Consider the following 20,297-nt stretch of genomic DNA (forward strand, 5'->3'; position numbering starts at 1 on the left):
GTCATTTTCCAGGTAAAGTCTATGCCTCGCCACAGGTGGGGCACGTAGTTTCCCAACGCTGGGCATTCACGAGGTCCTTCGATGCCTTCTTGGATCGCTGCCAACCAATCACCCGGCAGACGAGGTAGATGATGAACGACAGCGTCGTCACGAAAACGCTAACTGGTAGACCGGGTGCCAGGGACAGAATTACGCCCCCGACTGCAGCGACCTCTGCGAAGATGATCGACAGCACAACTGCCATCCTCGGCGATGCCGTGACGTGTGCAGCTGCAGCTCCAGGCGTGATGACCAAAGAAATGATCAGCAAAGCGCCCACGATCTGAACGCCTTGCGACGCTACCAAGCCGGTCAGCACCGCAAAGAGAATCGCCATCGCCCGAATGTTGATACCAGAGGCTGCGGCCATGACAGGGTCGGCAGAGGCGTACAACAAGGGCTTCCACAAGTATGCGACGGCGGCAATGACAACCACCGTGATAGCGGCAAGGAGATATAACGAGTTGTCGGTGATGCCGACGATCTGGCCGGTCAGCAGCGAAAATGCGGTGTTCGAGCGACCGGGATACAGGTGGATAAACAGCACGGATAGGCCCATGCCGAAACTCAGCACGACACCAACAATGGCATCCTGTCCGCCACGCATGCCAAGGATCGCCAGCACAACCGCCGCGAGCACGGACCCAACGACCGCACCGCCTCCGACCGAAAAGCCTGTCAGCAAAGCTGCTGACGCACCCATGAGCGCCAGTTCGCTCGTGCCGTGAACGGTGAAGCTCATCCGGCGCATCACTACCAATGGCGTAATTACGCCCGATACTAAACCCAGCAGTGCTGCTGCGATGATTGCGGTCTGAACAAAGCTGACAGAGATGAGATCTTGGGTGTCAGTAAACCACGTTGCGAGATCGGGGAGCATCTATGCCACCACCAGTTTTCCGTTAAGTTCCGCAACGGTGATATCCGTGCGGTAGAGGTCAGACAGTGTTTCTGATGTCATGATGTCCGCAACTGGGCCAACACGATGGCCGTGTGGAGTGATGTACAAAACTCGGTCGCAGTACTCCAGAATCGGGTTGATCCCGTGAGTCACAAAGACGACAGCGGTGTCGTGCTGGCGACGTCGATCGTCGAGAAGCTGAACCGCCGTTTTCTGCGCGGCGGGGTCGAGGCTGAGGAGAGGCTCGTCGCACAGCAAAATCGCGGGATTGGACACTAGCGCCTGAGCCTGACGAACCAGCTGCTGTTGACCGCCGGACAACGTGCCTACCCGCTGCGTCGCGATGCCCGTCGCTCCAACCGTGCGGAGTGCCTCGGTTACTTCCTCCGAGACTTTACGACGACCCAACGCCCTGGACGCGGCAAGCTCGACGAGATCACGGACGCGCATAGGCAAGTCCGGGTCAAACATGTGCTGTTGTGGGATATAACCAATTTTCCCTTGCACTGAAACGGAACCAGCAGTGAGTTTCCGCTGCCCAAGAGCAACGTTTAACAGGGTGGATTTACCGACACCATTGGGGCCGAGGACGGCGATAAATTCGCCAGGTTCAACCGTGAGGTTGAGGTTGGACCACAGTGGTGACACTGCAGCTCCAGTGAAAGAGAGAACTGGCAAGTTACTTTTGCTCCAATTCGTCAAGAGTCGCGTCGTAAAGATCGAAGTAGCTCTGGCCCTGCGCTGGGGATTCGTACACATTCACAATACGTATTCCCTTTGCTTTTGCTGCCTCCAGAATTCGCTCGCTGACCTGATCGTGAGTCTGAGGTGCGTCGATGAGGAAGTCCAAGTCGCCAGATTCAATCAGTTTAAGCATCTCGTTGACATCAGCTGCACTCGGCTCGGACTCGTTCAGCGTTGAGGCTCGGTAGCCCTTCGGGGTGAGGTCGTGGATCTTGGTATCGCTGATGATGTCATCAGCCAATGGATGAACTTGAGCAGTCTTGGCAGCGGGGAGCTTATCCTTGCGCCTTTCAATGTCGTCCATCTTCTTGACGACGGCATCGTCTGACAGGTTCAGCTCTTTCGCCAATTGCTCAGCGACATTTTTCACAGCGGTGGTCGAGTACCAAATGTGCTCGTTGACTTCGTTCTCGTGGTCATGGCCTTCATGACCTGTTTCTGCTTCGTGGTTGTGTTCGGCGTCATGATCAGCGTCGTGTTCAGCGACAGGGGCAAGCGCGGAGATAATGACTTGCTCACCCTGATCGGACGCTGCGGACGTTAGCCACGCGTCGTAATGCCCACCACCAGCAACAAGAATGTCTGCCTTTTCGACCGTGGCCATATCTGCGGCAGTTGGCTGGTAAGAATGCGGGTCAATATCGTTCGATGCGATGATCGGAGTGACCTCGATGTCTTTTGCGTCGCCGACGACCTCTTTAGCAATGTCAGTCCACACGTTAGTGGAGGTGACAATCTTGATGGAATCCTGACTGTCATCGCTTTCTGTCGCCTGATTGTCCGAAGAGCATGCGGTGGCAGAAAAAACTAAGCCAGTTGTGGTAGCGACTGCGTAGAACGTGGTACGCAGGCGCGAGGAGAAAGCGTTTGTCATATCAGCATCCTAAACCCTTTTGAAAACGATTTTCAATCTGTGGGCGAGTGATCTTGGACAGCCCCGGCTGGGAGAGCGTTGTGAAGCACAGGTTTTCATCCACTGCCGGTTTCGACAAGTGACGGTAAGTTAAACCACGTGAGTAATGAAGCTTCCGCTGGTATTCCCAAGAAGAAGCGACGCCGGGGCACCCTGGCCTCGATCGCAGCAGAATTGGGTATTTCGCGTACCTCTGTCTCTAATGCTTATAACCGACCTGACCAGTTGTCGGACGAGCTGCGGGAGCGAATTATGGCTACTGCGGACAAGCTCGGTTACCCAGGCCCAGATCCGATGGCGCGGTCACTGCGAACCCGCAAAGTCGGCGCGATGGGTGTGCTGTTCACAGAGCAGCTGTCCTTCGCATTCGAAGACCCTGCATCGACTGATTTCTTGGCTGGATTGTCCGAAGCGCTCGGTGAACGCGGCGAGTCTATGGTGGTTATCCCCGCAGCCTCTACCGGCGGTGAAAGCGACGTGCGGGCGCTGAACATGATCCGGCGCGCGCTCGTCGATAAGTTCGTGGTGTATTCAGTGGCTGAGAATGATCCATTCTTGAAGTCCGTGATGGAACGCGAGCTGCCCACGGTGATTTGCGATCAGCCGACGAACGTCGAGGAATTGCCGTTTGTGGGAATCGACGATCGCGAGGCAATCAAACCAGCCGTCCGGCACCTGCTGGAGCTTGGGCATAGGAAGATCGGTATTCTTTCGGTTCGTCTATCCCGGGTGCGTAACGACGGTCCGGTAGAGCGCGAGCGTTTGGACAATGCGCATCACCACGTGCAGAAATTCCGTGTAGAAGGTGCTCTGGATGCGCTGGCAGAGGCAGGCATCGAGTTTGCAGAAGTCCCGATTATCGAGCGCCATCTTAATAATCGCGAAAACAACATGGATGCGGCACGAGAATTGTTGGAAGCTCATCCAGATCTCACCGCAGTGGTGTGTACGACAGATACGCAGGCCTTGGGTGTGATGAATTACTGCCGGGAAGAGGGAATTCGGATCCCCGAGGACCTCTCGGTTACGGGCTTTGACGGTATTCAGCTCGCACGGGTGCTGGGTGTAACGACGGTTTCGCAGCCAAACAAGGACAAAGGCCGCGAGGTTGGTCGCATGTTGGTGAACTCCGACGACGATGGAAACGGAACTACACCGGCCATTCGACGGATCCTGCCAACGGAGTTTATTCCTGGCAAGACGACGGCCGCGCCCCGTGAGACTGAGACGATGGGACAGCTGCAGGGCTAACGGCACAGGCAGCGACTCAGTAGGACAGCCGCGAAGAGAAGTCGATAGGTAAACTTCCGGAAGGTTCACTCTGACGGTCGAACAAAAGTGAAGGCAGGTAAAGTTCCGCATATGAGCAACTCTGATGGCGCCTTGCAGCCAACGTCTGATTTCGATGAACTGGCTATTCGCCGGGCACTGAGCGAGTTCGCCACCGGAGTAACCATTGTCGCAACCCATGATGGCGAGCCTGTCGGTTTTGCCTGCCAGTCGTTCTCGTCGCTTAGCTTGGAACCGCCATTGGTGCTGTTTACTGTGATGAAGTCATCGCAGTCATGGCCACGGATCAAAGCGACGGGGCGTTTTTCTGTCAGCGTATTGACAGAAGATCAACAAGGGCTGTCGACAGCGTTTGGCCGTCGCAGCCCCAATAAGTTCGAACACGGAACCTGGGCAATGACGGATCTGGGTAACCCAGTTTTGGATGATTGTGCAGTGTGGTTCGATTGCACGCTCGATACCGTGCACGAAGCCGGTGACCATTTCATTGTGGTGGGAGCGTTGAAGACTATTGGTCGTCGTGACGCTGCGAAGCCACTCATTTACCACCGCGGTTCGTACGCGAGGGTAGTGGCTGCAGGTGCGGATGCACCGAACGAGCAGAAGTGGCGCCAGCGTCCTTCTGTATAGCTGAATCACTGTCTAGTGCGCTGTGGTACTTAAAACCGGCCGGTACTAGTCCGTGCGTAGCAGCCCCGCCCAGCCGGCTGGTGCTTCGCCGGCAGTCGGCTTTTCCACGCGGGCGAAGCGCACAGAATTATCATTCGCATCGAAGGTGTATTCACCATCGAGCTGGGTAAACAAGCGGTCTACGAATGTTTGCATCGCAGGAGAACACTTACGCTGCAGCTGCGGTTCCGGCTTGTCGACGACCGCCGCCTCGCCACGCCAGTCCACCTCACCAGTGGCAGTGCCACACTGGCTGGTGACCGTGTACGTGCGTCCGCCGAAGGTGATCATCGGAGGGATAGCATTTTCCGGCGCAGCGGTGGGCAGTGCCGGGTCATCGTAGACATGCGTCACCTGAATTTCCCGGCCAACGAACTGTGCCTCGCCCTGCGCGCTGCATCCGGCAACGCTGAGAATAGTCGCGACACCGAGACACACTGATGCGACGGAAAATCTCGTGGAACGGCGCAGCAGTCGCATGTATTAGGCCTTCTTGGCCGTCTTCTTTGCAGCCTTTTTGGTGGCCTTTTTCGCTGTCTTCTTAGCGGTCTTCTTCGTGGCCTTCTTGGCCGTCTTCTTGGTGGACTTACGAGTGCGCTTCGTAGTCTTTGGAGCGTTTTCCTTCAGGTACTCGTCATGTACCTTCTTGTAGCTCAGGCCCTCCGGCTCAACACCAAGCATGCACATCAAAGTGACGCAATCGTGAAAGTCATCCGAGAACGTAGCTACGATCCGTCGAGCCCCCGCTGCAGTCTTTTCCTCCACTTTGTGTAGGGCTTCATTCTGGGCAGAACGAGTGTCAGTGACCTTAGGTGGCACGAATCCTCCTGTGTGGCGGCCTCAACGGCGAAAAGTGCGCGCATAACCACGAAATGTCAAAATCTCCGTCGCGCGCAGGAGCGGGCAAGCGACCGGCCGGCGTGGTCGAGTGCCCATGCAGAAACTTCAGTGTACCAGTGTAAGGCCGTTACCTATCTGTCGCTTCCTTCGCTCCGCCCTTGAATCGGAACGGTGCGCTACGCAGTGGGCGCCTCTTTGGCTTTACGACGGCACCTCGGACCCTTTTACCTCGATTCCACTTCGGGCGCTTCAACTCACCATCGCGGGTCAGTGCGCGTGGGCGACGAAGCTGGCGAGCAATCCATTCGCCCAATACAACGCCAGCAGCCAGTGCCGTAGCGATGCCGAGTGCGGAGGCTAGGGAGGCAAAACCCATCAGCGGCTCGTCGTGAAGCAAAGCGTGTAGACCACGGTAAATGGACATGCCAGGTAAGAACGGGGTGATGCCTGCGATTGCGGTGATCAATGGCGGAATGGACGAACGGCGGGCAAGCAAACCACCCGCGAGGCCAACCAGGGTTGCTGCTACACCAGCGGCGGAAGCAGGATGGAAGCCGGCGGGGAGCAGGACGAGGTAGTAGACCAGCGAGCCAAGTAACGCAGTGATGCCGGAGGCGGATAATGCCTTCGGTCCCGCATTGGATGCCACAGCGAACCCAAGGCTGGCGGCAGTGCCGGCGAAGACGCGGACCGTTGATTCGGTGAACGTGGGGTCAGGGGCTGCTTGGAAAGCTGGAAGAGAGATGCCGAGATAAGCCGACAATTCCAATCCCAGCGCAATACCAGCGATGATGCCGCCGGTTAACAACATCGTGTCGAAGAACCGTGCTGACCCGGTGACTGGAGCCCCCGTCATTCCATCCTGGAGTGACTGAACCAGCGTGAGGCCGGCAAGCATCACAATGATGCCCGAGGCAATAATTCGGCCCGGCTGCACCTCAAATCCCAGAGTTCCCTGGATGGCATAAAGAGAGGTCGCGGAGATCGTTGCAATGAAACCGCCCGCCGCATTTTGGAAGAACATAGGCAGGCCACGGGCGCTCAGCTCGCCGATGACAACGACAATGGCGAGTGTGACGAAAGCGGCGATCGTCGCAACGCCCAACGATGCTCCAAGTAGCAGTGAGACCGACGCGGCGAGCAGGGCCCAACCCAGATAAATAATGCGCAGCCGGTAGAGCGAGGGTGCGTCTTCAATTTCTTCGGCACGAACCGTCGCATCTTCCAGAGAAATCTGACCGCCGCGGATCTGGCGCATGAGACGGTCAGTCTGGCGTAGTCGCTCGAAATTGGGCACCGGGGTATCAACCACCCGCATTGCCGTAATCGGGGTACGGCGCGCACCAATGAGGTGGTACACCGTCACCGAGGTCAACGTGATGTCGACCTGCACTCGGGTCAGGCCATATGCAGCAGTAACAGCCTTGATCTGAAGAACCGTGTCGTTATTCGGGGAGCCACACGCGAGGAGGAGGCCACCGATGCGGGCTGCCAAGTCCAATACAGCCGTCACCTGGTCGGGATCGGTGTAATCGATCGGCGCTAGCGGAAGTGGCGTTTGGGTGGAGTGAACGAGGTCAACGGTCGATCGGGTGCCTGACCACATCTGCGACCAACTACTACGGACGCGTACTGCGAAGGAAGGGGTGGTTCCGTCGTCATCCGTGCTTGCGGATGTTTCCGCGCCTGGCTCAATGGTTGCCATAAATATCGTCCACCTTGGTCTTTCAACCGTACTTCCCGACGGTATTCGTGCACACTCTGATGCGACTCTATACCTTTGTGGCAAATCTTCTATACGTGCTGTTCAGTATGGGTAAACGTGAGGGACAAGGGAAGTGGCTTTACGACGGAGCGTCGTCAAGCGCTCGGCAGATTTTAGTCTTTGCGATTCAGTTATGTATCATCCCCGGTTAGCGATAACTTGTCGTGCCCTCGTACCCGGTTGACTCCTCGTACAGGGCGCTGTTGTGTCGCTGGATGCCGGAATGGCGCAATTGGTAGCGCAACCGCCTTGTAAGCGGTAGGTTGTGGGTTCGAGTCCCATTTCCGGCTCCATATAACCAGGTCAGGGAAGTTTCCCGGCCTGGTTTTCTTTTCTGTGGGGAAGGCTGTGCCTTGCATTGCGGGCGGTATTCGCCCTGGTGAGAGGCGCACTGCTGAATTAAGGCCCACTGGACAACATCTGTAACTTTGGTAACTTCCGTAACAGTAGTTCACAATCTGTCCATTTTTAGGTACATTTGGCGGTGTTGATACGGCTATTGAGAGGAGCAGTATCGTGTTTTTCGCTCGCAAGGTTTCCCGCCCAGTGGTCGCAGCCGTCGCTGCTACCGCATGCTTGACCTTTTCAGGGGCCACCGCCGGTGTGGCCGTAGCAGAACCTGCACCCGCGGATGCGCCTGCTTCGTCGTCGGCTACAGCTCCAACGTCGCTCGGGTTGGGTTCCCTGGATTCCCTGAATTTCAACTTCGCGCTTTTCCATGCGCTGTTCCCGAACTTCTTTGCAAGCAAGGACATCAAGGCACCTACTCCATCCCGTCCGGTCCCAGTACGTCCGTCGCCGTCAGCTCCTGCTGAGCCGCAACCTAACGACGGTTCTCCTCAGTCGCCAATGGTCTTGCAGGGTGATTTTGCTGATGTTGCGGGAGAGCGCGTTCTTGTTTGCGCAACTGGTAATGGTGCAGGGATTAGTCACGTTGGTGTGACTGCATCGCCAGGAGCGCCAGAAGGGGACACGCAGCGAGATGCAGCGAAACTGTGCTCGACTGCCTATCGTGTGATGGGCGCTCTGCTGGCTAGTGATATGGCTAATGCGCCAGGTCATGAGGGAATTTTAGCCCGGGATCACCGCTTTGATGCTGGCGGCCCAGCCGAGTGTAAGCCTGCTGGCGAAGCAACGCTGCGGTGCGAGACCTCAGAAGGTCCGCTAGTCACAATCTGGTCGGTCGCTCACGAGGGTGCTAACTAGAGGCCAACTCGTAGTCAACTACGCACTGACTCTGACGAGGCGCGGCTGACCAGGCAGGGAAACTGTGTAAACCTCTGCCACGTGGGTCAATTGCGCCTATCATGTGACCATGACCGAAGTTCTTTTTGTCAGCGGAAGCAACATGGGTTTGTCACGCATTGCGGAGGGGCTTGTTCGTCATAATGCTCCGCACATTCACGCTATGTCGGCTGGTATCGATGTGGATGACGATGACCGTGGCATCGACGAAGATGCGCGTATGGCGCTTTCCGAAGTTGGCGCGCGGTGCGATGGGGACCCGTCACAGCTCACGCCGTCACTTGCGGACAAGGCCGATTTGGTCGTAGTGCTGGGCGACATTGATGTTTCTGAGTTCGTGCCGCCTGAGGTGGAGGTTATCCGCTGGGAGTACGAAGATCCGAAAGACAACGGCATCGATGGTATCCAGCGTTACCGAATCCTTCGTGATGATTTGCTGGGCAAAATCCGTCGTCTTGAAAAGTCGCTGTCCTAGGCATTATGTGGCGACACAGAGAATCTTTGGAAAAATGGCTGCTATGGAGTGTTGCACGTTCGACGGAAAGTGACGCAAAGCCTAGAGTTGCTAAGTATGAATTCAGAATCGCTGAAGAAGCAACTCACTCGGAAGTTTGAAGATACTTTTGCAACTCCCGAGGGCTTCAAGAGGTTCTTGAATATTTGGCCACCTCTCGCTGCGTCGGGCATTACGGTCACAGATGTGGCAGACGATTGGTCGTATGGCCGATTGGAGTTGCGCCTTAATAGGCTCAACGCCAATATTCATGGCGCTGCGTTTGGTGGCTCACTCTATGCCATGACTGATGTGCTCTTCGGCGCACTCGTGATGTTTAGGCTTGGTCTCCGGGATTGGGAAGCCTGGACGCGTACTGGCTCTTTCGAATACATTCGCCCTGGCGCTCGTGGCGCGTATTTGGAAGTAGAAATCACAGATGAGTTGGTAGAGCGTATTCACCGCGAAACTGAGGGCGGGTATTCTACCGTCATCGATTACACCTCGGTGGTTCGTGACAAAGACGGTGGCGTTGTTGGGATCGGTCAACAGGATCTGTACGTTCGTCGTCGCAGCAAGACCAAGCCACCCGCAAATCCTGCGCAGCTTGAGCAAGTGTCCGGCGAGAACCTCATTGCCGCTGCCCGAACACTTGCGCGTCTTGGTATGCGTGACGACGAACACCGTCAGCGCTTGGTCGAACACGAACGTGTTGCCCGTCGCTGTATCGCTCCTGAAGCGCGCGCCGTCGCGTGGTTGCAGGGAGTGCTGGCTTTAGGGCACGTGACATTCGAGGACTATCAGGCAGCTGGATTGCCGCCGGTAGTTTTGGAAGCTTTGACCTCCGAGGCTCCATCGCGGGCAGCTCGGCAGTTGATCGCGCAGGTTGCGGAAGCGCGCGAATCCTTGGATAAGTACTAGCGCCGATCGGTCGCGCTCACTAGTAGTTCGAATGCAGAATGCGGGCGACTAGATCAATGATCTCTGGGTGGCTCGGCTGTAGGGGATGCCTGACACCATGACCGAGTTCTTTTTCAAGAACGAGTGTGGTGGCACCGGGCATCTCAATCGGAGAGTGCGCGCGCAGGGCAGACGTCGCTGGAACAATGCCGTCTTCATAGGAAACAATGTCGTACCAGTGTGGGAATGAAGAATCGGCATCGACATCGATTGCGTACTGCCACGTTTCCGGTGAATCCCACATGGTGTTGTCGCCCATCAACATGATCTCACCCAGCGACTCCCCAATAATCGCTTGCGAAAAGAACCCGCGTAAGGCTTTACGGGGACGGGGCACTCCACGGTGAGTACCGGAAATAGCGATGGCTGTGCGAATTGACCCTCGGGGCAAAGCTTCGACCATGCTATCTGGGCCGTTGCCATACATTGCAGCGACCATCCATCCGATAAGCATGCCCCCTTGGGAATGCCCGACGAGGTCTACCCGCTTCGCACCTGTCTTTCGCAATACCTCATGGACAACGTCCGTCACTTCACCGTAGGACTGAGAAATTCTACTCGTGCCTCGTGCGCCAAATGTTGGCACAGCTACTTGTCGCCCCTCGGCCATCAGTCTCTCTGCCAACTGCTCCCAACATCCACCATTGGCGATAGTTCCATGCAACATCACGACAGGTACTTCCGACGTACCAGTCTGTGTCTCTGGTGGTTGCCAATTCTCGTCAAGAATAGTGCCGGCAGCGACACTGCCTCTGGGAGGAACCAACAAGATGAATGGTTCACCCCGCTTGCGTGCTGCAAGTGCCGACGTAAAAACACGGGGAAACAACATGTCTAGCTCTCAAACTGCTGCTTATTGAGGGTGTCGATGTCTGGCACTTCGTCGTCAAGCATGAACGTGGTGGCGCTGAACGGAACGTTTACCAGCTTGAAGAGGGCTTCACGGACGAGCGAGCGCACCCGAACATCAGACACCATGTGCTCGTGGAGTACCACGGACTGTGGAAAACGTTCTTGCACGAAGATGTTCTCGATGGCACCGGTATCGCCATCATCAAGGAAGCATGAGGTTGGTGGGTAAATCAGTTGGTCTGTTTTGGACGCAATGCATGTGTATGTCACGCCGGGTGCAGTGATATCACGACTCATCGTCGAATCGAACACCATCTTCGATCCTGTCAGCTGCTCCAGCCCGGAGATGCCCCAGTAGTTCTGTACGAATGAGCTCATCAAGTTGCGGGTCCACGGGATACGGATAAGACCCGACACCACTCCGCCTAACGACGTCCCGTGATTCGGAGCAGCCAAACACACCACATGCTTGGTTTTGGAAGGAATACGCAAGGAAAGGAGAGTTGACAGCAAACCACCTTGCGAATGGCCAACAAGAATCACACTGTGACCGCCGGTGGCATGCATGACAGCGTGAATGTAAGCCAGCAACTGGTCAAGCGACTGAGATAGTGGTCCGGACGCACGGAAGCCATAATCTGGAGCGAAGACTGCCCAACCGTCGCTGCGCAGTTCAGTACCGAGATCTTGCCAAACGCTTTTGGAGTTGCCAGTACCGTGGATCAGAATGACCGGCCACGGGCGGTCCGGGGTGACTTTTGCGCGCCAGTCATCCTCGAAAACACCACGCAGCGGGCGAAACGCAGCGTACGGAGTTTTCGACGACGACTCTCCCACACCGTCTGCGCTTCCTTCTTCTGGGGCAGGCTCCACGCCGGCCTTTGGAAGATCAGCGTGAGTGAGACTGTCCGCTGAATCTGCAAGACTCTGACGATAACGGGCAGCGCCTTCAGGGAACAACGTGGGCATTTGCGAGCCCAAAAGCTGGTGCAGCTGTGCACGCACAGAATCTAAGCGAGGATGCGACGCAGTCAACTTATCCGTTGCGTCATCCGTGCTTGGCTGTTCAGTGGGGTCATTCGTGTCAGTGGCGTCAGTCGTTGAATCGTCGCTCATACGCGATGGCTCCCGAATGCTGATTCTTGCTAACCGAGCTCCTGAGTACCCAGAATCTCACGGAGCTTGTTGGCGGCCTCGTCCAGAGCAGCTGGATCTGGATTACGGTCGACCGTTTCCAAGTTATACCCATGCATATCCCACGCCGGGAAAACATGAATGTGCGCGTGTGGCACTTCGAAGCCAGCGATGAGGTAACCAGCGCGAGGCGCGTCAAATGCTTCGATTACTGCTCGGCCCACCATCTGTGCAACCTCGTTCATATGAGCTAGCAGCTTTGGTGGAATGTCAGTCCAGCGGTCGATTTCTTCGACTGGAATGATCAACGTGTGGCCCGAGGAAATAGGCTCGATGGTAAGGAAGGCAACTACCTGCTCATCGCGGTAGATAAAGCGGCCCGGTAGTTCTCCATTAATGATCTTTGTAAACACGGTGCTCATGTCGCCCAGCGTATCCCGAACTGCGGATCGGTGGCGTGCGAAATGGGGGAATGGTCAGGTAATCCAGCTCTGCCGATATGATGGACTGCATGCGCATCCTGGTTATTGGCAACGGTGCTCGCGAGCACGCCCTCCTCTACGCAATGAGTAAAGACCCACAGGTCACCGAGCTGCATGTCGCTCCCGGTAATGCCGGCATGTCCAAGCTTGCAACGATGCATTCTCTGAAGGTCGATGATCCTGCAGCAGCAACTGCACTGGCCCAGGAGGTCCAGGCGGATCTTGTCATCGTTGGTCCAGAAGTTCCTCTCGTCGCAGGTGTAGCCGACGCGCTGCGTGCTGCGAGTTTCCCTGTCTTCGGGCCAAATGCAGACGCAGCTCGTATCGAAGGCTCCAAGGCATTCGCCAAGGATGTGATGGCTGCAGCAGGTGTGAAGACCGCACACGCAGAAGCTATCCAGCCTGGTGCCGCAACGGAAGAAATCGAAGCTGCTATCGATCGTTTCGGACCAACGTGGGTGGTCAAGGATGACGGTTTGGCTGCAGGTAAGGGCGTCGTCGTCACGCCAGAGCGTACGGAGGCCATCGAGCATGCCAAGGCCGTGCTCGAGGGTGGTAACCCGGTGCTGCTGGAATCGTTTTTGGATGGTCCAGAAGTCTCGCTTTTCTGCCTGGTTGATGGCGAGACTGTGGTGCCATTGATTCCGGCGCAGGACCACAAGCGGGTTGGCGAAGGTGACACTGGTCCAAACACTGGTGGCATGGGTGCTTATGCGCCACTGCCGTGGTTGCCAGAAGACGCCGTGCAGAAGATTGTGGACGAAGTGTGCCAGCCAGTCGCTTTGGAAATGGTCAAGCGCGGTTGCCCATTCCAGGGTCTCCTGTACGCAGGTCTGGCGTGGGGCAAGGACGGCATTGCTGTTGTCGAATTCAACTGCCGTTTCGGCGACCCGGAGACGCAGGCAGTGTTGGCACTTTTGGAATCTCCATTGGCTCAGGCGCTGCACGCTGCTGCGACGGGTACTCTTGCAGACTTCCCGGAGCTGAAGTGGCGCGAAGGCTACGCCCTGACGGTCGTGCTGGCCTCCGAAGGATACCCAGTGACATCTCGCACCGGTGATGTGATCGAGGGTGCGGAGCCAGGTCGCGAAGACGATGGCATTTTGCACGCTGGTACCGCTCTTGACGACGGCGGCCGTGTGGTCTCTGCTGGTGGTCGAGTGCTGAACTTCGTGGGTGTCGGTGACACTTTGGAAGCAGCTCGCGAGCAGGCATATGCAACTTTGAAGACAGTAGAGCTCGAAGGTTCGCACTTCCGTGGCGATATCGCCCTGCCAGCTGTTGAGGGTCGCATTTCAATTCCGGAATAGGAAAATCTCGTCATGGAATCGGGTAGTTCACGCGCATCACAGCGATCTGAAGTCGCTCCCTTCTACGTGATGGATGTGCTGGCAGCAGCGCATGCACGCAATAGGGAAAAGGGTGATGTCGTCTACTTGTGTGCTGGCCAACCATCAACACCGGCGCCAAAGTCAGTGTTGGCAGCTGCGCGTGATTCCATTGACCGAGAAATCCTGGGGTACACCGAGGCCACCGGCATTCCTGCATTGAAGCAGGCTATTGCCGACAACTGGAATCAGCGATATGGGGAAGCTGATCAGCTTGGCGCTTCGGCGCGTCCAGTTTCTGTCAATGATGTGATCATCACCACCGGATCCTCGGGTGGTTTCGTGTCATTGTTCCTGGCAGCCCTCGACGCTGGCGATGACATCGTTCTTGCCCGTCCCGGCTATCCTGCGTACCGCAATTCGCTGGAGGCGCTGGGAGCGAATGTCGTCGAGATTGACTGTGGTCCGGAGTCTCGCTTTCAGCTGAGCGTCGACAAGCTGGATGCGCTGCCTCGCGTGCCAAAGGCTGTGATTGTGACTAGCCCGGACAATCCAACGGGCACGATTATCGATGCGGCTGAGCTGGAAGCGATTGCGAAGTGGTGCGATGATCATGCGTGTTTGTTGATCAGCGACGAGATTTACCACGGCATTTCTTTCGGCCGAGAGTGTGCATCTGCTCGGCAGTTCAGCGAGTCAGCAGTAGTCGTGGGCAGCGTCTCCAAGTACTTCTCGATGACCGGTTGGCGCGTCGGCTGGCTCATCATTCCCGAGTGGTTGCGTGCCCCGCTGGATCGACTGAGCGCAAACCTCAGTGTCTGCCCCCCTGCTGTGTCGCAGGTCGCCGCGATTGAGGCCTTCTCGCCGGAGTCCATCGCGGAACTCGATTCGCACGTCCAGCGTTACGCAGCAAACCGCGAAGTTCTGTTGGAATGCCTGCCGAAAGTTGGCCTTGGCAACATCGCACCTCCCGACGGCGGTTTTTATATCTACACCGATATTTCCGAACTTTACGACGATCCCGCTGACGCAGATTCGCTGACCTGGGCACGTGACCTGCTCGATGCGACAGGTGTGGCAGTCGCGCCGGGCATCGACTTCGACACCGTAGGCGGAAAGAACTGGGTGCGGTTGTGCTTTGCCGGTTCCACGGACGATATGCGTGAAGCTGTGCGCCGGATCGGGCAGTTCACCGGCAAGTCTTACAATGCTGACAATGCCGGCTAGCTGACCTGCGCGGTTGCGGAAACAATAGTGTTCCAAAGCTGCCCAAAACCTGGAATCCTCGAAAATGAGGGAACTTTGCTGGGTGTTCGCTGCATCCCATCTACGTAAAGAAAAGAACCGTAGATGAACGGATGAGTGAAAGCCGCCATGCTCGCAGAGATTGTCAGTTCCCCAAAGCCAACTAGCAAGCCAACATCCTCAATTGCAGCGCAACCTGTGTCGGCCCTTTTCGCTGACCGAACCTTTACTGCCGAGGCAGAATCTTCGTCGTCAGGCACTGAAGGAATCGCATTGCTTTCTTTCTTGCTAGGACTGTTGCTAGTGGTCGCCGCGTCAGCGTCGGTAGTCTTCAGCTTCAGTGAGGATCGGTATGTGGCTGAAATGGCAATGCTGGGTTGGGCGGTGTTGCCCTTCCTTGCAGTGTCGGCTTTTCGCATCACTTCGCAGCTTGTGACGATCGCCTCCAGCCACGGCGTCGAACTGTGCCCAGCACTGTTAGCAACTGCCGACAAACGAATTCGCGGTCTCTGGCAGATCACCGCGTGGGGCATGGTGATCGCCATTGCGGGTGTGCTGGCGGGTCCGGTGGGCTCGTTTCAGGTAGGCGAGGTTGCTACGTGGGGAAGCGGAATTATGGTGATAGGCCTGCTCATCAACCTTTTTGCAGGCGTATTCGGTGGCCTGTATGCACTGTATGAATGCGCTGGCCAGGTGGAGGATTTGAGTTTTAATCACGATCGAGAAATCGGGTGAGCTAGGCGGGGAATACTACGACCATCTGCATGTGGCAGGGGTGCTCAATACTAAGTGTTCTAATTCAAAAGAAAGCGCTTGACTACTCCCTCCGGGAATGTAAGGTATGTCACATTACGTTATGTTGGCTTAGGCTACGAAATACCGTAATCCGGGAAGGCTTGCACTTTGGACACTTCCTGGCATTCCTGATTTATCGCTAGTGAGGAGTTGCAGGTGTGAGAAGAATTCAGTCAGATATCGGCTGTGTAGCAGAGTCGAACCTCGTACGCCGAAAAGCGAGAACGGTGATTGCAGCTTTCGCCATTTCAGTAACTGCCTTTACCTCGGCATGTGTTTCTGAAGCAGACAATGAAGCTGAAGATGGAGTTTTCACTCTGGTTATGGGAGATAGTTTCTCCCTGACTCATCCAATGGGGGTCGGAGGTACCGAACAATTTGTCGAAGGAATCAAGGCAAACGGTGAGGAGGTGGGGCTTGCCGTTGATTACTACTCAAGTGGGCAGTTGGGAAAACAATGGGATATGCCCACAATCGTGCGTCGGGGTGTCGCAGATATTTCTGTGATTTCACCGTCGTATGTCGCTTCCCAGATGCCACTGTCGAGTGTCGGAGATCTGGCGGGGCTGTCAGATGACGCGTGCGTCTCTGCCTATGCACTGCAAGACCTTATAACTGAGGGTGGAATCCTCTATGAAGAGGAATTCAAGCCACTTAATCTTCACCCATTGTGGATTGGGGTGATTCCACGATATGAGGCGATGACTGCAGATCGAGAGATCAATGTTCCTGCTGATTTGGCAGGGACAGTGCAGAGATCAACTGGTGGTGCCCAGGATCGCATTGTTGACGCTGTGGGCGCAGCTGGTGTTGGAATGCCGATTGGTGACCTCTACGAAGCAATGACCCGTGGAACTGTAGAGGGGACAGTAGCCTCTCCCACATCTATCACGCCGTATGGGCTTGAAGAAGTGATCGGATACTCGACAACAGGAGCCAACTTGGGCTCTTTTACCTCAGTCTATGTGATGAATGAGGATACGTGGCGAAGTCTGAGCGCAGACCAACAGGACCTCATCAACGAGCTATCCGCGGCAAGTCAAGAGAACCTTTGCGCTGAGCTTAATGAATCGGTCGACAGGTCTCTAGAGGAAATGCGTAAGGCAGATGTGAAGCTCATTGATGTATCGAAAGATGCTGATAAATGGGAGGCCCTACTCGAACCCACCCGAAATAAGTGGGTACAGGACCTGGAATCCGTTGGTAAGCCAGCAGGCAAGGTGTTGAAAGAGTACGAAGCAGCATTAGCTCGCAATGAGCATCGATCTCAAAAGGAATCAAAGTGACCACAGTAATTGTTCACCCAGGACATCGCGGCACTGCGAAACGAACAATGTTCGGATTCGTTACTGATGATTACCCGATGCTCCATAAAGTGCAGAACGCCATTTCTGCCATATGTGCTCTGTTTGCAGGACTTGCAATCGTCCTGAGTGGGGCGCTGACAATCCTTGAAGTTTTCATGCGATCCGTCCTGAGTAAACCCTTAGGTTGGAATATTGGCTTTTCAGAGCGATATTTGATGGTGGCGATCGCATTCTTTGGCTTAGTGACGGCTTATCGATCTGGGGCGCATATTGCAGTTGCGTCACTCTTTGGAAAATTTCCCAAGAGAATGCAGAAGGTTCTGATGCTTGTCGCTCAAACAATCGTTGCGGCGATCTTCCTTACCCTTTTTATTAGTGGCTGGCAGACGACGGCCTTTTCAATCTCGATTAACGAACAAATTCCTCCTGGAATGGCCGAGCTTCCGTGGCCCAGCTGGACTTGGAAAGCGATGGTTCCATTGGGGTCCTTCTTTGGTCTCGTTGTGACGATGATTGACATCTTTCGAGAGCTAACAACCAGTTGGTCTGTGCCCGCAACTGACTATGAGCCAGGGGAGGGGGTCTAGCATGTTGCTTGCATCGATCATCGCGCTGTTGATCATTCTGATCATGTTGCGCGTTCCGGTATCGTTCTCGATCTTCTTTGCAGGTGCGGTGGGAACGCTACTACTTGGAAGCTTTGATGTGCTGCTGCCTGTAATGGCCACTGCTCCGGTAACCGCGGTCAGGAGTACTGCTCTCACCGCAATTCCACTATTTATGCTTATGGCACAATTCATGCTGATGTCGGGACTGTTGGACTCGCTGTTTGATGCTGCTAGAAGCATGGTTGGACGCGTGCCAGGTGGTACGGCTGTCGCTTCCGTCGGGGCAGGAACCGCATTTGCAGCGGTGTCTGGATCCTCGACTGCTGCTGCGGCGACGCTGGCACAAACGTCGACGACCCGCATGATAAATGAGGGATATCGTCCGACAGTAGCTAGTGGACTTGTGGCTTCCGTAGGGACATTGGCTGCAATGATCCCGCCGTCAATCATTTTGGTCTTTTATGCAATTACAGCTGAAGCGCCGGTAGGCGATGTTTTGATAGCGGGGTTCTTCCCCGGAATCTTGATTGCACTTGCGATGATTCTCACGATGTATGTTGGCATGCTTCTGGATAAAGGATCAGTGCCATCGGGCGAGCGTTCGAAGTACTCCGAGAAGTTGGCATACCTGTGGAAGTCGTCGCCATTGCTTGTTGTATTCGTCGCAGTAGTCGGAACCATCTTTCTCGGAGTTGCCACCCCTACAGAATCTGCTGCACTTGGTGCCCTAACAGCTCTGGTGTTAGTGGTTATCCGAGGGAAGTTCACTTGGAACTCTTTCGCTAAGGCGATTGTCGAAACTGTTAAGTCTACGGCAATGATTTTGGCAATCATTATGTCCGCCCATGTTCTCGGCCATTTCCTAACGGAAACGCGGGCTGCTCCGACGCTCGTCAATGCAATTGAAGAGTCAGCGCTACCAGCTCTCGTTGTTATGGGCCTGATCGCAGTCTTCTATGTGATTCTTGGATTCTTTATGGATCAGATTGCGATCATTGCCTTGACTGTGCCAATCATCTTGCCGGTTGTGGAGCAGCTTGGATACGACCCAATTTGGTTCGGAATTTTCATGGTGCTACTGGCAGAAGTCGGAATGGTGACGCCACCGATGGGAATCAATGTTTTCGTTGTGTCAAAGTCTGCAAATATCGCGCCGATGACTGTGTTCCGAGGAGCGTTCCCCTACGTCGTAGCGATGCTAGCAATGGCTTCGATCTTCCTCTTCTGGCCTGATCTTGTCCTGTGGGTGCCAGCGCTCATGTAACGGAGCCGTTTCTGTTTGTTTCAGTCGATAATTCAAAAGCACACGAAGTAGCAATGACATCTAGCTCTGATTGGAGAAAAGAATGGATCAGAAGAACAAACCTGCTGTGCTAGTCGAAACACGTAACCATGTCGAAATTTGGACGCTTAATCGTGAGAACGAGCGAAACCCGATTTCATCACCCGAAATAATCTCTGCCATTGTCGACAACGTCCAGCGTGTAAATGCCGATTCTGCGGTGCGTGCAGTTGTACTGACTGGTGCAGGACCTGCCTTTTCCGCTGGTGGAAACATCAAGGACATGCAGAACCGTCAGGGAATGTTCGGCGGATCGCCATACGAGCTGCGAGACGGATATCGGAATGGAATTCAGAGAATTCCTTTGGCTTTGTACGATTGTGAAATCCCAGTGATCGCGGCGGTCAATGGGCCAGCTGTGGGTGCGGGCACAGACCTTTCGTTGATGTGTGATATGCGAATTGCATCGAGCAGAGCGTGGTTCGCTGAAAGTTTTGTCAGCTTGGGCATTATTCCTGGAGACGGTGGGGCATGGTTGCTAACCAAGTCTCTATCTCCGGCTCGTGCTGCGGAAATGGCTCTAATAGGTGATCGAGTTACGGCTGCAAAAGCGCTTGAATGGGGCCTCGTGAACGCCGTAGTTGAGCCAGAAGATCTCCTGAGTGCTGCAATTGAGCTTGCAGAAAGAGTCGCTAAAAATCCACCTCATTCAGTGAGGATGGCTAAGAAACTACTTCGCGAATCTCAACAACAGGGTCTGTCTAGCATTCTTGAGTTGTCAGCTGCGATGCAGGCGTTGTCTCATCACACGCTCGACCATAAGGAAGCTCTCGAAGCCTTTGTGGAGAAGCGACCTGGGCGCTACCTAGGCAAATAGCGGTTGAGGATCTCGACGAGTTCAGCTTTACGGCTATCGATCTCGTCGTGCTCTCCAATGATACCGAGTGCTGCAACAACACGATTTTTGTGTTTCACGGCTACAGAGACACCATCGACATTACGTGGTGCGACGCCTGGGGCAGCGCACACCCCAGTTTCAGCAATTCGCTCGAGTTCTGTGAGAAAAGCGTTGACGTATTGTTGTTCTTCTTCCGGGCGAGAGCGTAAGAAGGCCCATAAATCTCCACGAGAGTATCCGCTAAGGAGGATCCAGCCTCCTGAGGTTCGGAGTAATGACCGAGGGAGAAAATCTTGTGTCAAGTACTGCTGCGCTAGACCTTCAGCAGCAGAGTGCAAATAGAAGACACGGTTGTCTACCGCGATCGATAGCACTGTGGTCATGCCAGTTTCCGCGAAAATGCTGTCGATTGTGCCCTGAGTTATTCCTTCGATTGCTTGTCGGTTGGCCATGGTATTGAGCCAATAAGGTGCGATACCCAGGGAGAATATCTTTTCATTTTCATCT

General features: G+C 55.1%; 22 protein-coding genes and 1 tRNA gene. 13 read left to right on the forward strand and 10 right to left on the reverse strand.

The window, feature by feature from the left end; genetic code table 11:
* Positions 1 to 19 precede the first annotated feature (19 nt).
* The 3 genes from WG938_RS09420 to WG938_RS09430 are packed head-to-tail and all read right to left on the reverse strand — an operon-like array spanning position 20 to position 2,558.
* The gene (locus tag WG938_RS09420) at positions 20 to 919 is read right to left on the reverse strand and encodes a metal ABC transporter permease (RefSeq protein WP_339979938.1); all 900 of its coding nucleotides are present in this window, start codon (positions 917 to 919) and stop codon (positions 20 to 22) included.
* Complete coding sequence (locus WG938_RS09425; protein WP_339979939.1) at positions 920 to 1,618, reverse strand: metal ABC transporter ATP-binding protein; 699 nt, start codon at positions 1,616 to 1,618, stop codon at positions 920 to 922. It lies immediately after the preceding gene.
* A gap of 1 nt (position 1,619) precedes the next feature.
* Complete coding sequence (locus WG938_RS09430) at positions 1,620 to 2,558, reverse strand: metal ABC transporter solute-binding protein, Zn/Mn family (protein ID WP_339979940.1); 939 nt, start codon at positions 2,556 to 2,558, stop codon at positions 1,620 to 1,622.
* A 138-nt stretch (positions 2,559 to 2,696) separates the two neighbouring features.
* On the opposite strand from WG938_RS09430, the gene WG938_RS09435 reads away from it, so the two are divergent.
* Together WG938_RS09435 and WG938_RS09440 are read left to right on the forward strand one after the other, a co-directional pair.
* The gene (locus WG938_RS09435; RefSeq protein ID WP_339979941.1) at positions 2,697 to 3,848 is read left to right on the forward strand and encodes a LacI family DNA-binding transcriptional regulator; all 1,152 of its coding nucleotides are present in this window, start codon (positions 2,697 to 2,699) and stop codon (positions 3,846 to 3,848) included.
* Between the two features lie 111 nt (positions 3,849 to 3,959).
* The gene (locus WG938_RS09440) at positions 3,960 to 4,517 is read left to right on the forward strand and encodes a flavin reductase family protein (RefSeq protein ID WP_339979942.1); all 558 of its coding nucleotides are present in this window, start codon (positions 3,960 to 3,962) and stop codon (positions 4,515 to 4,517) included.
* Positions 4,518 to 4,562: 45 nt separating this feature from the next.
* Here the strand turns inward: WG938_RS09440 and WG938_RS09445 are convergent, their stop codons facing one another.
* The 3 genes from WG938_RS09445 to thrE form a co-directional block, all read right to left on the reverse strand.
* Positions 4,563 to 5,036, reverse strand: a complete 474-nt coding sequence (locus WG938_RS09445) for a hypothetical protein (RefSeq protein WP_339979944.1) — start codon at positions 5,034 to 5,036, stop codon at positions 4,563 to 4,565.
* A gap of 3 nt (positions 5,037 to 5,039) precedes the next feature.
* Positions 5,040 to 5,375 carry a hypothetical protein gene (locus WG938_RS09450; RefSeq protein ID WP_339979945.1) on the reverse strand — a complete coding sequence of 112 codons (336 nt, stop codon included), beginning with the start codon at positions 5,373 to 5,375 and terminating at the stop codon, positions 5,040 to 5,042.
* Between the two features lie 148 nt (positions 5,376 to 5,523).
* Positions 5,524 to 7,101, reverse strand: coding sequence for a threonine/serine exporter ThrE (thrE, locus tag WG938_RS09455; protein WP_339979946.1), 1,578 nt, complete (start codon positions 7,099 to 7,101; stop codon positions 5,524 to 5,526).
* Between the two features lie 277 nt (positions 7,102 to 7,378).
* Here thrE and WG938_RS09460 point away from each other — a divergent pair.
* From WG938_RS09460 to WG938_RS09475, 4 genes are all read left to right on the forward strand, one after another.
* Positions 7,379 to 7,454: transfer RNA gene (locus WG938_RS09460), tRNA-Thr, on the forward strand.
* Positions 7,455 to 7,677: 223 nt separating this feature from the next.
* Positions 7,678 to 8,367 (forward strand): hypothetical protein, encoded by a 690-nt coding sequence (locus WG938_RS09465; protein ID WP_339979947.1) that lies wholly within the window; start codon positions 7,678 to 7,680, stop codon positions 8,365 to 8,367.
* Positions 8,368 to 8,476: 109 nt separating this feature from the next.
* Positions 8,477 to 8,881, forward strand: a complete 405-nt coding sequence (locus WG938_RS09470) for an arsenate reductase/protein-tyrosine-phosphatase family protein (RefSeq protein ID WP_339979948.1) — start codon at positions 8,477 to 8,479, stop codon at positions 8,879 to 8,881.
* A gap of 96 nt (positions 8,882 to 8,977) precedes the next feature.
* A complete protein-coding gene (locus tag WG938_RS09475) occupies positions 8,978 to 9,820 on the forward strand; it encodes a PaaI family thioesterase (RefSeq protein WP_339979949.1) in 843 nt (280 codons plus the stop codon).
* Positions 9,821 to 9,839: 19 nt separating this feature from the next.
* Here the strand turns inward: WG938_RS09475 and WG938_RS09480 are convergent, their stop codons facing one another.
* The 3 genes from WG938_RS09480 to WG938_RS09490 are packed head-to-tail and all read right to left on the reverse strand — an operon-like array spanning position 9,840 to position 12,267.
* Entirely contained in the window at positions 9,840 to 10,691 is an 852-nt protein-coding gene (locus tag WG938_RS09480; protein ID WP_339979950.1) for an alpha/beta fold hydrolase, read from the reverse strand.
* Between the two features lie 2 nt (positions 10,692 to 10,693).
* On the reverse strand, positions 10,694 to 11,827 hold the full coding sequence (locus tag WG938_RS09485; RefSeq protein ID WP_339979951.1) for an esterase/lipase family protein: 1,134 nt from the start codon (positions 11,825 to 11,827) through the stop codon (positions 10,694 to 10,696).
* A 29-nt stretch (positions 11,828 to 11,856) separates the two neighbouring features.
* The gene (locus WG938_RS09490; RefSeq protein ID WP_339979952.1) at positions 11,857 to 12,267 is read right to left on the reverse strand and encodes an HIT family protein; all 411 of its coding nucleotides are present in this window, start codon (positions 12,265 to 12,267) and stop codon (positions 11,857 to 11,859) included.
* 89 nt (positions 12,268 to 12,356) lie between these two features.
* Between WG938_RS09490 and purD the strand changes: the two genes are divergently transcribed.
* The 7 genes from purD (at position 12,357) to WG938_RS09525 (ending at position 19,769) form a co-directional block, all read left to right on the forward strand.
* The gene (purD, locus tag WG938_RS09495) at positions 12,357 to 13,637 is read left to right on the forward strand and encodes a phosphoribosylamine--glycine ligase (RefSeq protein WP_339979953.1); all 1,281 of its coding nucleotides are present in this window, start codon (positions 12,357 to 12,359) and stop codon (positions 13,635 to 13,637) included.
* Positions 13,638 to 13,649: 12 nt separating this feature from the next.
* Positions 13,650 to 14,882: an aminotransferase class I/II-fold pyridoxal phosphate-dependent enzyme gene (locus WG938_RS09500; protein WP_339979954.1), complete on the forward strand. Its 1,233-nt coding sequence runs from the start codon at positions 13,650 to 13,652 to the stop codon at positions 14,880 to 14,882.
* Between the two features lie 147 nt (positions 14,883 to 15,029).
* Positions 15,030 to 15,635, forward strand: a complete 606-nt coding sequence (locus WG938_RS09505; RefSeq protein WP_339979955.1) for a hypothetical protein — start codon at positions 15,030 to 15,032, stop codon at positions 15,633 to 15,635.
* A 218-nt stretch (positions 15,636 to 15,853) separates the two neighbouring features.
* Entirely contained in the window at positions 15,854 to 16,981 is a 1,128-nt protein-coding gene (locus tag WG938_RS09510; RefSeq protein ID WP_339979956.1) for a TRAP transporter substrate-binding protein, read from the forward strand.
* Positions 16,978 to 17,589, forward strand: a complete 612-nt coding sequence (locus tag WG938_RS09515) for a TRAP transporter small permease (RefSeq protein WP_339979957.1) — start codon at positions 16,978 to 16,980, stop codon at positions 17,587 to 17,589. The genes WG938_RS09510 and WG938_RS09515 overlap by 4 nt, the downstream gene beginning before the upstream one ends.
* A 1-nt stretch (position 17,590) precedes the next feature.
* Positions 17,591 to 18,874 (forward strand): TRAP transporter large permease, encoded by a 1,284-nt coding sequence (locus WG938_RS09520; protein ID WP_339979958.1) that lies wholly within the window; start codon positions 17,591 to 17,593, stop codon positions 18,872 to 18,874.
* An 82-nt stretch (positions 18,875 to 18,956) separates the two neighbouring features.
* Positions 18,957 to 19,769, forward strand: a complete 813-nt coding sequence (locus WG938_RS09525; RefSeq protein ID WP_339979960.1) for a crotonase/enoyl-CoA hydratase family protein — start codon at positions 18,957 to 18,959, stop codon at positions 19,767 to 19,769.
* Here WG938_RS09525 and WG938_RS09530 read toward each other — a convergent pair.
* On the reverse strand, positions 19,754 to 20,242 hold the full coding sequence (locus tag WG938_RS09530; protein ID WP_339980057.1) for a hypothetical protein: 489 nt from the start codon (positions 20,240 to 20,242) through the stop codon (positions 19,754 to 19,756). The genes WG938_RS09525 and WG938_RS09530 overlap by 16 nt on opposite strands.
* Between the last annotated feature and the right edge of the window lie 55 nt (positions 20,243 to 20,297).

Origin of the sequence: Corynebacterium sp. H113 (assembly GCF_037572315.1) — a bacterium.
Lineage (GTDB): Bacteria > Actinomycetota > Actinomycetes > Mycobacteriales > Mycobacteriaceae > Corynebacterium.